Genomic DNA, 13,931 nt, shown 5'->3' with positions numbered 1-13,931 from the left:
GACGGATAGTAGGAGTCTTCAGGCTCGTAATCCTTTCGCTACTACAGAGCAGGTGCGGGGTGATTTGTGGGAGTTTGATCCGGTCTATTTGGAGCGTGCCTATGAGAAGGCGGCACGGTATGGGGGTGAGAGTTATACCGAGTACCTGAATCTGGTAGCTGAGCTATCTGCTGACGAGTTAGCTGGCTATTTTGAGTCTCATCAGGGCCAGGGGCTTTATACTCTTCAGATTAAGGACCTTACTTTAGGGCAGGTTCAGCAGACTCAAAAGTGGTGGAATGCTGAGCTGTCTTTTGATGAGAGGGGGAATTATATTTCGTCGGGGGATGCGCAGGTGCCTGGGGCTGGTTTGCTTACTTATGAGCAGCGGAAGGTGTTGATGCTTTATGCTCCGGGGTTGATCGGGAATCTGGACGGGGTGCCGTATTCTCATCGGTCGGTGGCGAATACGACCCTGTTACACATGGTGTCTTCTAACCCGGAGGATCAGAAGAATTGGGATATTCCTTATAAGGTGGATGGGTATATTGCTGAGCATATTGGGGATACCGCGGCCGCGATACTAGCCAAGAACAAAGAAACTGCTGCTGAGTATGGTCATACTGTTGATGTGCAGGTTATTACCCTGGATATTTCTGATGTTGGTGGTGAGTTTCGGCCTTCGAATGATGTCATGACTGCGGTCTCGATCGGGAATCTGGATACGGCTGAGAACGCCTCTTGGTTGGTGCACGGGATTAGAACCAATGCTATACAAAGTGCAGGGAACCATATTAATGCGGCCAACAGCCTCTATAACCAGGCAGTACAGCAAGGGTCGACGGGGTATGCTTCGGTGGCGTGGATGAATTACGAGGCCCCGGGAGGTGTTACTACTGGTGGTGTTTGGGGTAATACCAATGCTCATGTCGGTGGGAAACGCCTGGCCCAGGATGTAGACACTTTTAATACCATCCACGGTGGTGCTGATCAGGTACGGACGAACCTGGTGGGGCATTCTTATGGGACTGATGTGGTGTTCTCTGCTCTGACCGATATGGGTACGAAGGCTGATTCTGCGGTGTTGTTGGGTTCTGCCGGGCTGGATAGGAATCAGGTCCAGGATTATAACAGGGAAAAACTTGACTTAGCACTTGAGGATAACCCGAATAAGGAAGGGGCTAAGAACATCTACTATGCCGATGCAACCAAGGATGGTATCCACATGAAAGGTTATTCCGGTTCTAAATATGCCCCTCACATGGTAGACGGGATTACTAAATTCAGTGCCGAGACTGTCCAGGATCGCGAAGATGTAGACGGACATGATCTATACCGGGATAATGGGGATTCTCAGCAGGGCTACCTCTCAGAGAACACGTCAACACTGTGGGATACCTCATCCGTTATTCGAGGAGAAGAAGAACAGATCACCAAACAGGAACTGACCGAAAAAGAAAAAGAATACCAAAACAAAAAGAAGACCGGACCCACTCATATACGGTAACACCCAGAACAACCCATCCCCTCTATAATCAAGGTGGTTTTAGCCGTGCTAACCCGTATCACCAAAACACTCATCACTTGTCTCATCACCCTGCTTATCCTGAGTGGGTGTGCCCTGAACCCAGGAGGAAATACAACGATGGAAGAACCTACCGCTAATGAACTGTTTAAGGATTATTATTCGGCTTTGACCGGGACTATTGCTGCGAGCGTGCACGGGGAGAACTACCGCTGGCGTAACGCAAGTGAAGACTTCCCTTACCCTAAGGAGGCTAAATGGACTGACTTTGACCCCTACACTACAACCTGTGACTTTGATGAGAAATTAGCCAGAATAGACGGAGACCTGCGCACCTACGGGCAGGATCTGGGTCTAGACACTGATCAGGCTGGCCGGGCGATTGAGAAAGTTACAGCCTATTGGGCTTCTCGGGGTTGGGAGGTTACCTCGACTAATACCGCACGAGACCCTGATATGACTCAGATTGCCACCACCACAGACACCGGCATACGCCTGAAATATATAGCCGGTGCACTTGGCGAAGTCATCGACACAGAGACCCCTTGTATTCACGGTTTCTATAAGTACGATGATAATTACAATGAGAAAGAACCCGCCGAGGAGCCTATCACTTATCCGGCGGACAAACCTGATCTGGATAATCTGCCCGCACCCAGTACCACCACTGAGACTACCGGTGGTCCTGATGCGACAGCCTAAATATCAGGGGAGCTGAGACAGGGGAGAGGTGGTGTGCCAAGCTCGGCCGCGGTTCCCTTCTTTTCCCTATTCGATACACCATGATGATGCTACGTACAACCTTCCTACACAAACTCCTGATCCCGGCGTGTACTCTGCTACTGGTGACCGGGTGTGCCCTGAACCCAGGAGGAAAAATGGAAGAACCTACCGCTAATGAGCTCTTTAAGGATTATTATTCGGCTTTGACCGGGACTATTGCTGCGAGCGTGCACGGGGAGAACTACCGCTGGCGTAACGCAAGTGAGGACTTCCCCTACCCTAAGGAGGCCAAGTGGACCGATTTCAGTCCCTACATTACCTCCTGTAGTTCTGAGCAAGAAACCGCCAGAATAGACGGAGACCTGCGCACCTACGGGCAGGATCTGGGTCTAGACACTGATCAGGCTGGCCGGGCGATTGAGAAAGTTACAGCCTATTGGGCTTCTCGGGGTTGGGAGGTTACCTCGACTAATACCGCACGAGACCCTGATATGACTCAGATTGCTACCACCACAGACACCGGCATACGCCTGAAATATATAGCCGGTGCACTTGGTGAAGTCATCGACACAGAGACCCCTTGTATTCATGGTTTCTTTGATGATTATGCTAAGCGAGAGCCTGCGGAGGAGCCTATTACTTATCCGGCGGACAAGCCTGATCTGGATAATCTGCCCACACCCAGCGCCACCACAACCACCACTGATCCCGAGGTGACAACTTAGAACTCAAAAGGGCCAGAAACAACTCCTGTGTTTAATACTGCTAAAGGCAACAGTCAAGATACCTATGACATTTTTAAAGCTGCTGACAATCCGGCGGAAGGGGAGTAGAGGATCATGAGTGAGGCTTCACGTGATTGGTTTCCTTTGGTGGGTGGGGACCCGGCTCCGGGTGATCCCGAGGCGTGGGATGCTGTGGTGCATCATTGGGACCAGCGTAGCCAGACCGTAGACAGTTATCAACACACGGTACAGCAGTACACCAGTATTGATGCTGAGGGCCACCGTTTCCGTAGCCTTGAAAATATTTTTAGTGAAGCAGCCCGCGTGATCGGTCTTATCAGTGAGGAATTCCGTCAGGCAGCTATCGAAACAAACAGCTGGCGTAACAAGCTCGAAGATATGCAAGACCGGGCTCAAGAAGCCTGGCGTGATGCACGCGATGCCCAGGATCTGATTGATGATTTGCAGGGTAGGATTACTGCCCTCGAGAACAGTTCCCGCCAAGAAGACGGCAGTATCACCCCTGATGCCCTGTACACTATCGGCGGGGATTTTGGTGATGGCGGGTTACGCGGTGAAATCATTGAAGCCCAACAGCGTATAGCTGCTGCCCAAGAGGTTGTTGATGATATTCGAGATGAGTATGACAGGGAAGCCTCGCTGACGATTGATCGCTATCACTTCAATCCTGTCGATATCCTGGTCAACAAGGATAACCCGGCCCGTTCAGTGCTCTCTGATGCGGCCAGATTTATGTGGGATCTGCATCCTAGCCCCGATGATGAGCACTGGGGTGAGTATGTTTCCTTACAGAAAGACTTGTTTTTTACCGGTATCGGCACGATTGAGAAGGCTATGGCCTCGGTTAGGCTGGGCCTGGGAGAAGGCTCGGGTGCGCGTAGGTCTCAGACCCTGGTCAAGCTTTTCAACTATAGCGAGCCGGTCTATTTCCCCAGCGGTTTTAAAGAAAAGATCAAACTCGCCTCAGGGGTAATCGGTAGCCGGTTGGATCGGGTGGACTTGCAGTCCGCTGTGAAGGGCAGACTGGATGCCAATATGAAGAACCTGGATACCTGGAGTAAAAAGCTGCTAGGCGATACCGATCAGTTAGCTACCGGTATAGCCCAGGCTGTTCGAGGTGCTTTCCCTAAGTACCAGCTGCCGTTGAGCGCGGTCAGTAATGATCAGAAGATCCAGGACAAGGGCAAGACCAAGAACATTATCGCCGATAATGCACGGTACCTGTCAGAGCACGTGGGTGGGAAGATTGGTCAGGCTGCCGAGTATATGCCCATGGTTGGAAAGGTCTCTAAACATGTGCCTCTAATTGGGGATGCTATTAGTGCCGGGGTCACCTATAGCGACTATTACGAGAATGATCAGCATCAGTCCTCCGACGAGACCGAGAAACAGATACGAGCCGGTGCAGCTAGCGGGATCACGACCGCGGCCAGTATGGGCGGGGCTGCTGCCGGTGCCGCTGCCGGGGCCGCGATCGGTTCGGTGGTTCCGGGTGTGGGTACCGCCATCGGCGGGCTGGTCGGTGGTTTCGTGGGTTCTGTAGCCGGTGGAGCCGCCGGTGAAGAAGCGGTCAAAAAAACCGGATTCGATGATCTTTTCGCTGATGGGTTCGGAAACGCATATAACGGTGTCAAAGGGCTTTTTAGGGGTTAGGCATGTTTTCTTTTGAAATTACACCGGCAATAATGTATGGTCTCAGTTTTGCGATATTTACCCTGGGCGCCTGGGCCTGGGTGGGGGGCGGAAAAAATAGGTCTCACGGACTGGTAAGAGACACTTTCACTACAGAGTATATTCTCTTTGCTACCGGAGGATCGGGGCTTATAGCCTTAGGCGGGGGAATAGGCGCAATAATGCAACAAATACCTGTGCTTAACCCCTATTATTCGATTCCTATTAGCATCGGTGTGCTTGCGATGTTTTTTGGTGTTGGTTTTAACTGGATTTTCACTATTATTATGTTTTTCCAAACCCCTTTCCTGATTGGTTATCGTCCTCGGTGGTGGCGGAACACCCATCACACGCTCTATGCCTGGGGTAAGCACAAGAAGAAGCACCATGTTCATGCTGCCAGGAACTACCGCATCCCTATTCTTGCGGCCCCGGCCCGGGAACCGATCACCAACCTGCGCCGTACCAACCAGCCCTACGCCACCGAAATCACCGCTTTCACCAACACCCATACCAGCTACCGGATGTACCGTACCCAGATCCCCTCGCACAGTATCCACCGCTACGTCATCCGCGGTACCATCACCGGGCCTTTCACCTTCACCGGGCTTGTTCCCACCCACCTGGTCACACCACAGCAGCTGGACTACCGTAAATCTATCTACTACCCCAAAGAGCCCTACCTTCACCAGACCCGTACCCGCACCGTGGAACTCTTTATCGACTACCGCCGCATGTCAGCGGTACAAACACCGGATGAAGACTATATCCGCCGGCATAGCTGGCTGGTATCTTTCACCAACGTCACCCTGGCCGATATACAAATCAGCCGCCTACCAACCGGGCAGATGCAGATCATTATCGGTCAACCCGACCCGGTTACCGGCCAGTCCTTTGTTTTTACCAGCGAGAGGCGGCCCTGGGCCCTGTACAAGGCACGAAGACCCAAGAAACTGATCCGTGCCCTAGAAGAAAAAAGACGACTCACCCTGGGCTCAGAACAGGTGATCCGTAAAAGCTTTCCCGGCGAAACCAGCCCGGTTGAAGAAAACATCAGCCCTGACCACCAGCAAGCAGAATACTTCTCTGCTACACCCACTATCTAACCCACAACCGAAAAATAAGGAGGCACACACATGAGCGTCTACGCTCATTACACCGAGCCCACCAGCGGGCTGGTGCTGAACCTGCCCAAGCACTGGAGAATAGACATCGCGCCCAACCCCTACCTGGCCATCATGGCCCGCGCCAGCGAAAAAACCCTGAGAGGGGTAAACCTTGTAGCAACCGTTGAACAGCCACCCCCTACCATGCAAGATTTGGCCGCCTACACCGACCACCAGCTCAAAGCCATCACCGACTTCCGCGCCGGGCAGAACCTGTGTATGCTCGGCCGGCGGGACTACACCACAGAAAGAGAAACCCTCACCCTGGCCACGTACTCTTTTGTGCAGAATAAGACGGTACTGGCCTGTTTCCAGATATTCACCCTCAACCAAACCATCGGCACGGTTATTACTATCACCGTACCGCTGGCTTCCCTGGATACCGGGCTACACCTCAGCCAGCACACCATACAAACCTTTATCCCGGCCACCCGGCTATACCATCACCCCTTCTACCGGGTTACCTCCCCGCAAGGACGAATCATGAGGCCAGAAGCTGGCCCAGAACAACCAACCCAAAAATAGCGTAAAGAGAGTTAAGACCGAGTAATAAATGTAACCGAAGTGGTCTCTGCGCACAGAATGCGTAGCAAATACTGCTTACCACTGCCCCAAGAACCATGATCCCCGCATAGGTATAAATAAGTATTTTATCGGCCGGGGCAGTGCTCGCGAAATCGAAGAAACGCAAAACAATGAGCGTCCAGGGAATGATAGCAAAGGTCGACATAACATAGGTTGCAATGCGGGTATTCAATTAATTTACCTCCTGTAGAAGATTATTCGCGATAGATTGATGACTACTGCGAGAGATTGCGCAGTTTAGCAAGCGCTAGAACAGACGGAAAGGTGATACAAATAGAATTAAAAAGCAAAAATACTGCAAGCATCACGGGAGGGAAGGGAGCGAGCTCTCTGACGTGATTGCCCAGAATCACCTGGGAATAGGGGAAAAATATATTTGCTGCCGGAACTGCAAGGGATACCGCCAGACCCATAAACGCTCCAACGATTCCGACCCCCACGATCGCGGGATAGGATCTAATGTAGAGACCTAGCAACAGCTGTAAGGCACAAATAGAAGTAGCCCCCAGAGCGCCAAGCAGAGCCCAAGAAGCAAAACGGTACACCGTATCAGATTCAAGGTTAAAACCTAGTACTAGGCCCGATAAGAGAACAGCAATAAGAAAAAACCCTTGACCAAAGCACGCGAACAGGAACGCTTTAATAAGTTTGGCAAGGTAAGCCGAATACGCCATACCGTAGGAGCTAAGGCGTTGCCAGTTTCTATCCGCATTGTCGATACTGGAGAGCATGCCGCAGTAGAGCGTGAGAACAAAAGGAAGGAAGATGACCGACCACAGGAGTGCACCCTGACCCCATATAGCAAGCCAGGTCACTCCGCTAGCTTCAAATACGCTTTTATTCTGTAGATAGTTGGCGATTCCATTAGTCACATTGAGAACTGCAAAACCGATAGTTACAAGGTAGAAAATCCACTCTCGGCGTGCTTTCCGATTTTCAATGAGAAAAAAATTAATCACAACTCCCCCTTATCTTAAAATTTTCTTCTGAAATACATAGGCTAGAATTGGACTCAGAATAAGACCAACTATCGCGACAAAGAAAATCATGAGCCCGTAGTGGGGAATGAGGGTTAGGTCAACCATCGCCCCATCTTCGTAGGTGGGTGAAGCGGGTAATAACAGTCCAAAATACTGCCAAGGTAAAATCATTGCAACTATCTGTGGAACAAAAATAGTCATCGATCCAATAAATCCGCCAAGGCCACCCACCAGCAGCGTAATCTGTTGCTTCTCGTAGCAGAGCGCTAAATACAGCTGGATAGCCGATACGGCAATACCCGCCAGGAGAATACCCGTAAAATATAACAGCAGAATATCAAGTGACAGATTGATTCCTTTTGCCGCCACCACCCCGGCAATAGTCAGACAGTGGACGGCGGAGATAAGAAGGTTACTCATCAAGAGAATCGAGGACTTGGATATAAACAGTGCTTTTGGTTCCACCCCGTTAGCGAATAGGAGCTTATAGGATCGAGCATCATGCTCCATCGTGGCAACCTTTGATGCTAGCACCGTCAGCATGATAGGGGCGAGTAAAGAATGAATCTGTGCTGATGGGACGAGCGCGTACAGGAGCGATTTATTCACCACCGTCTCGCGTGATAAGGCAACTATGAGGGCTGCTGTCAGCCAGAGATTCTCGAAAACGATTAGCGCACAGAGAAGAACTCCGTAGCGGGAACGAAAATATTTTTTAAACTCGGTTGAAAATAATGCGGCTACCATTATCGAATACCTTCCGTTGTCAGGCGCAGGAAGATTGACTCGAGAGTTTCGCGTCGGAGCTCTACACGGGAGACACCAACCCCTCGGACGGCGACGAGCTGGTAGATAATCTTTTGAAGCTGTGAGTCTGGCACCACCGGAAGCTGAATCTCCCGGTCGTTCACCTGTGTGCAAGCGGAATCAACCATTGTATGGGCCACTTCAAGGCTGGTGGCGGGGTCACTGGATCGAATTATGATATGGCCTTTATCCTGGAGGTCTGTTAATCGACCCTCAAAGACCAGTTGTCCCTGGTTAATGATGCCGACTGTATCGGCCATCTGCTCGATCTCGGACAGAATGTGGCTGGAGACCAAAACCGTGGTATTGAAGTGCGAAGGCAGCTCACAGATGAGTTCACGCATCTCGTGAATACCGGCGGGGTCTAGTCCGTTTGTTGGCTCGTCGAGGATCAGTAACCGTGGCTGCCCTACCAGGGCCATGGCTAGACCTAGACGCTGTTTCATTCCCAGAGAGTATGACCGCGCGAGCTTATTCGCAGCTTGCTCAAGGTTGACGATTTTCAGTAGCTCGGTTATTCGTTTGCTGTTTTCCCCCTTAATTTTTGCGACGATTTCAAGATTGGCACGCCCGGTTAAATGTCCGTAGAAAGAGGGCTGCTCGATCAGGGAACCAATCTGTTTGAGCGTGGACCGACGGTTAAAGGGCTGACCAAAAATGGTGAACTTGCCGGAGGTTGGTTGAGCAAGGCCGAGGAGAAGCTTCATAGCGGTGGTCTTACCCGCACCATTACGGCCGAGGAAGCCATAAATAGACCCTTCGGGAACGTTGAGGTCCAGTGATGAAACAGCCTCGTAATCCCCAAACCTCTTTGTGAGTTCGCGTGTCTCAACTATCGGTTGCATTGCTCTCCTCTCGTTTGAAATACCCGCGATATTCTTTATCAGCAAGTAAATCTTCGTGGTGACCTATGAGAACATTATTATCAGTGCTTTTGATAAAGATAATTTTATCCATAAAGGGAACAATATCAGAATGATGACTAATAATCAACATAGTTACAAAACGATATGCTGGATTTGAAAATATTTTATGATATAAATCATTTCGTGTCAATTGATCTAATCGACTAAGAGCTTCATCCCAAGCAACTATATCCTTACCTCTTAACAAAGAACGTGCAAGTAAAATTCTTTGCGCCTGACCTGAAGAGAAATTAGATCCATTTTGTAATATTGCAGATTCTAATCCAAGGGGAAGTGTTTTAGCTAGAGAATCAAGCCCAACAATTTGAAGTACTTTAAAAATCTCCCGATCAGTAAATCGCCCATCATAGATAAGATTATCACGGAGGGAAGACTGTTTAAGTTCCATACCCGAGAGTACGATCCCAAGTTTTTTGTGCGAATCGAAATTAACAGAAATTTTTCCAGCTGTGGGATCAAGAAGGCCAAGCATAAGATGAAGGAGAGTACTCTTCCCAGTGCCAGAAGCTCCCAGGATAGCTATTTTTTCTCCTTTATTAACACTTAAATTAAGTTTCTCGAAAACAGGTGGTCTCCGCGGATAAGAATAATAGATATCTTTCATTTCTATTATCATATCTGTATCTTTTGGATTATCAGTTGTGTCTGGTGTATTAATAGACGTCCTAAGATCTTCAGCAGGTTCTTCTGGTGACCACAACCCGTACTGTCTTCGTTCGTATACATGGGAGCGAGCTATCGCAGTAAGAAAAATCTGAAGAGAGTTTATTGACCCTGCAAACATGCCAGTGATTGCTTGCAAGACAACTAGAGATCCAACTGTAATCTGCCCATGTTCATAAAGTTTTAGCGAGAAAGTAGCGACAACGATAATAATTGTTGCATAAAATATATTGCGAACTAAAGTTGAGATATTTTGAGCTCGCAGTGTATTGACAAAATAAGAATATAGATTTTTGTTTGCTGTCGTCCACTGATTTAAGATAATATCTTCCGTCTTCAGAGTTTTTGTCTCGATAATATTGGATAAACTTTCCTGCATATTTGAACTGAACGATACTTGTTCCTGCATATAATTTGCAGATGCGTACTGCTCATTTTTAACAGCTAAACTCGATATAGCTAGATAAAATAACGATATGAGGCAAACTAGAGTTGCAATAATTGGAGAAATAAAAGCGAGATATCCAGTTAGTGCGAAAACAGTAATAAAATTTATAGCTGACGGCAACCCGTTATTAAGGATGGTATCACGAATCGTCCCGCGCAGACTAATTAACTCAAGCAAACTCCCAACTGTATGCTGTTTAAAGAATATAAATCGTTGTTTGAGTACACTCATAAACAATGGATATGAATATTTTTCTTCAAATTTTCTTGTAAGTATACCCTGTGATCGGGAAAGGGAAAAAGTAGATAGAATATAAAGAGCTGTAATAAAGATTATCATAATTACAGAAAAAATAAATGTATGAGTTATATCTGATATTTTTTGAATAGTCCAAGCTATTATGATGGAAGCTGCCTGACCAATACCAAGTGCGTAGATAAGCGGCCATAAACCTCTATTTAAAAATGATTTTAGAGCTTTACTTTTTTGGGCAGGACCTAAAGAATCTATATCAGGTTCCTTTTCTTGGGTAATAGTAATCCAAACTCCAGTGAAAGATCTAAGAAAATCAGATTTTGAAATAGTAAAACGGCCAATTGCGGGATCAATAACTTTTATATTATTGCGACGAATTTTTTCGACAACAATAAAATGTGACCTTCTCCAGTGAGCAATGAGTGGAACAGAATTATTTTCCTTATCATTTAGTATAGATCCATATGGATCTTTAAAACCGCGAGTTTGAATACCGAGATTTTGTTCAATAGATTTTAAATCACCAATGGAAAGACCATCAGCTGGTAATAGATCTGCTTTAAACAACTGTCCAGGGGTAAAATCATACCCATGAGTACTCATGATCATACAGACACAGGCGAGTAGGCAATCCTGCTCTGAATTTTGCAATACAAGTTTCATGATCTTTTACCTCCAAAATCTCCGTTTGGCCAGAGCAAATCAGAATTAGTAAAATCTTTAATTTTTACAAATGAAAAAGCTTGTAATATTCCAGCCAAACCGGTCATAGCACTCATAGACTCAAATTTGGATGATAGTCCACAAAGCCATCCTTTATTGAGACCATACCATGCAAGAGATCTCCACTCTTCATCAAGGTCTCGATCTGGAGAAATAATTTGCAGTGTGGATAGATTTCCAGTCACGCCGTGGCATAATGAAAGATTATCCATACGGAGTCCTATATCCTCGATACCCTGGCGAGCAATCTGTACCTCATCATAGATTTCCCTTTTATCTTCAAAAGATAAGAAACAGAATTCACGATCTAATTCAAGCCAGTAATTACGTGTAAGTAAAATCCCAGTTAGTCCATGGCACCAGTGTGGAGATGGCGTTCTATCTTCTTTGCGGGTGTCTATCCAAAATTTACCCGATATATCTTTAAAATCGTTTTCTTTATTCCAAGCTTTAGACCAAGCATCTATAAATTTCTTCTCTCCCGTAAGGGTAAAAATATTTAAAAGCGCTGAAGCGATTCCGCAGGGTCCATGAGCAAAACTTGCATTTAAAGCACATTTTTCACTCCCATTGGTCCACATATCGGTAACTAAATAAAATAATTTATCACCTATAGATAAGAGCTGTTCTTCTGACAAAAAATCGGAGTAATTCTTTCGTGGTAGGGAAAGGACAGTTCCCGCCAGGCCTGCTATAATGTCCAGTTCTTCCTCAGATTTAAGAAATTGACCAGATATATTATTAAATATTTGATTGATATCAATTGAAATATTTATTTCAGGTATATCTCTAGCCTTTGATAGAAAACTCGCAACTCCAAATAAACCTGTATAATAAGAAAATTGAGAGGTATATAAGGGAGAGTGAGTATTATCAATTTCAATTTCACAACTATTAACAATTCCTTGAATTAGCTGAATTGCACGGGGATCTTTAAAAGCAGAATAATAACTTAAGAAAGATAAACCAACACCAGCTAATCCCCCATATATATCGGTTGGTAAGGGGGACAGTTCGAGCCTGTCTCGATCGTCGACACGGACAGTAAGCCAGTTTATAGAACCATCTTTTTCAGAAATTACAGCTGAATTGAAATAAGATTCAAAAATTGATACTGCTGCATCATCAATGGAAGCTTGACTGAGTGGTTGGTATAAAGGCTGCGCTCTTCTAGGATCTAATTGTAACGTAGCACCTAAGAAAGAAAAATCTATAATTTGTACTTGTTTCTCCAAGTCCTTATAATTCAATGATTTAATACGCTTCTTATAGGCATCGCGAGGAGATTCAGGGAGATGTTCTAGTTTTTTAGAACTAGATTCATAGACGTCACCAGTGAAGGTGTCCACCTGGAAAAGTGGAATATCTCCATTTAAAAGTGATTTTTTCTCTGAATGAATAATTTCATTAGGAATACCGGATACTGAATCAAGTAGTTGATAGATTTTTTCGGAATAATTTTCTTTAAAACGGGGTGAGGAAGTAAATGTTATAATTGCATTATAGTCAGCTGTTCGACGATAAAGAATTCGAGGCTGTAAACGAACGTTAGAAATAAGTTTATATAACTCATCTTTTTTCCTTAATGCTTTTTTGTAGATTTCTCTGAAACCTTTAATAATCTCATTTTTATACTCGATAGGATCAAGAGTTGTCTCAACTCCGTTAATAATCACAAAAGGAAGATGTTTGGTGTTAGTAGATTTTACTAGTTTGCGTTTATAGCAAATATCATCCCGGAATACATTGAGGAGAACCCGCTGTTCAGTTATATAGTGACCAGATCCCAAAGCGGAAATATCTCCACCATACAGCTCTCCCGCATTTCCTACAGGGAAAATTGCAGAACCAAGAACGGAGTTAATAATTGATGATCCTATAATTTGAGTTGCGGAAGAGGTATCCTTAGGAGGGCGTGTATTTATTGTCATTGTGGTTTCGCAGTCAATAGCAATAAAACCTGTTCGAACTGGAACTATATTTTCGTGATGTAAATCTGTTATTCCGAGTAGATAAGCAACACAAGCCAGTTTTCCAATATTTCTAAAACACTCATTTGCTTGTAATTTGCTATCTAAAGGTTCTCGAACAACTTCCTTTACCCAAGTATAATTTCCTCGGTTTAGAGTTTTAGAACAGAGTGAGATCTCATTTTCTCCAAGAATTTTAAGAAGATCTGAAATTAATTGCTCATTATCTGATGTTCGCCATTTTAAATAAACTCCGCCGCCGTTAAGAAACTTCAAATAATAAGTACAGTGTGACCTATGAAAATCACCACAGGGCTCTACCTCAACTATCCGGGAATTTGCCGAAATTATTTCTTGAGAGCATAATTCATCATAGTCATTGTTGAAGATATCTAGAACTTTATGAGTAGTTTCTGAAAGAGACGCTAGACGATGGTGGAGTCTTTTAAATGCAAAAGGAAATAAATTTTTAATATCCTCGAATGCAGTTTCGATGGTATCTTCATCTGAGTTGAAGAAATGATATCGATCCTCTGGGGTAATGCCTTTTAATCGGCCTTTTTGTGAATAATCATTTATGATATATATAAGTGCAGATCCAATGGATTCTATGATATTTTTTTCGACTGCTAATAATGATAGTTCATTTGGCAATTTTTTATCTTGAATGTTTAAAATCCTGTTAAGGTAAGACGCGAATAGAACTTTTTCAGAATCGTAGGGCCCAGGGTTGTTGTGTTTCATCTTGTCTCTAATCTATCTCT

11 protein-coding genes are annotated in these 13,931 nt (G+C 45.7%); 6 read left to right on the top strand and 5 right to left on the bottom strand.

Going from position 1 to position 13,931, the window contains the following annotated elements; genetic code table 11:
- The 6 genes from ACS1BR_RS02120 to ACS1BR_RS02095 all read left to right on the top strand — a co-directional run.
- Positions 1-1,486, top strand: a 1,486-nt coding sequence (locus ACS1BR_RS02120) for an alpha/beta hydrolase (RefSeq protein ID WP_463559831.1), incomplete at its 5' end; no start/stop codon positions are given.
- 138 nt (positions 1,487-1,624) lie between these two features.
- Positions 1,625-2,206, top strand: coding sequence for a hypothetical protein (locus tag ACS1BR_RS02115; RefSeq protein WP_463559830.1), 582 nt, complete (start codon positions 1,625-1,627; stop codon positions 2,204-2,206).
- Between the two features lie 176 nt (positions 2,207-2,382).
- Positions 2,383-2,952, top strand: coding sequence for a hypothetical protein (locus ACS1BR_RS02110; RefSeq protein ID WP_463559829.1), 570 nt, complete (start codon positions 2,383-2,385; stop codon positions 2,950-2,952).
- Between the two features lie 114 nt (positions 2,953-3,066).
- A complete protein-coding gene (locus ACS1BR_RS02105) occupies positions 3,067-4,626 on the top strand; it encodes a hypothetical protein (protein ID WP_463559828.1) in 1,560 nt (519 codons plus the stop codon).
- A gap of 200 nt (positions 4,627-4,826) precedes the next feature.
- Positions 4,827-5,750 (top strand): hypothetical protein, encoded by a 924-nt coding sequence (locus tag ACS1BR_RS02100; RefSeq protein WP_463559827.1) that lies wholly within the window; start codon positions 4,827-4,829, stop codon positions 5,748-5,750.
- Between the two features lie 30 nt (positions 5,751-5,780).
- The gene (locus ACS1BR_RS02095) at positions 5,781-6,335 is read left to right on the top strand and encodes a hypothetical protein (protein ID WP_463559826.1); all 555 of its coding nucleotides are present in this window, start codon (positions 5,781-5,783) and stop codon (positions 6,333-6,335) included.
- 275 nt (positions 6,336-6,610) lie between these two features.
- On the opposite strand, the gene ACS1BR_RS02090 is transcribed toward ACS1BR_RS02095, so the two are convergent.
- Genes ACS1BR_RS02090 through ACS1BR_RS02070 form a run of 5 tightly spaced genes read right to left on the bottom strand, consistent with a single transcriptional unit; the run spans position 6,611 to position 13,911 of the window.
- A complete protein-coding gene (locus ACS1BR_RS02090) occupies positions 6,611-7,354 on the bottom strand; it encodes an ABC transporter permease (protein ID WP_463559825.1) in 744 nt (247 codons plus the stop codon).
- Positions 7,355-7,363: 9 nt separating this feature from the next.
- Positions 7,364-8,122: an ABC transporter permease gene (locus ACS1BR_RS02085; RefSeq protein WP_463559824.1), complete on the bottom strand. Its 759-nt coding sequence runs from the start codon at positions 8,120-8,122 to the stop codon at positions 7,364-7,366.
- Entirely contained in the window at positions 8,122-9,027 is a 906-nt protein-coding gene (locus tag ACS1BR_RS02080; RefSeq protein WP_463559823.1) for an ABC transporter ATP-binding protein, read from the bottom strand. The genes ACS1BR_RS02085 and ACS1BR_RS02080 overlap by 1 nt, the downstream gene beginning before the upstream one ends.
- Positions 9,011-11,137, bottom strand: a complete 2,127-nt coding sequence (locus tag ACS1BR_RS02075) for a cysteine peptidase family C39 domain-containing protein (RefSeq protein ID WP_463559821.1) — start codon at positions 11,135-11,137, stop codon at positions 9,011-9,013. The genes ACS1BR_RS02080 and ACS1BR_RS02075 overlap by 17 nt, the downstream gene beginning before the upstream one ends.
- Positions 11,134-13,911 carry a type 2 lanthipeptide synthetase LanM family protein gene (locus ACS1BR_RS02070; protein ID WP_463559820.1) on the bottom strand — a complete coding sequence of 926 codons (2,778 nt, stop codon included), beginning with the start codon at positions 13,909-13,911 and terminating at the stop codon, positions 11,134-11,136. The genes ACS1BR_RS02075 and ACS1BR_RS02070 overlap by 4 nt, the downstream gene beginning before the upstream one ends.
- Positions 13,912-13,931 lie beyond the last annotated feature (20 nt).

This window comes from Rothia sp. 18CD1-1, from assembly GCF_055285355.1.
Note: the sequence above shows the minus strand (reverse complement) of the source record. Positions and strands in the feature narration are given on the sequence as shown.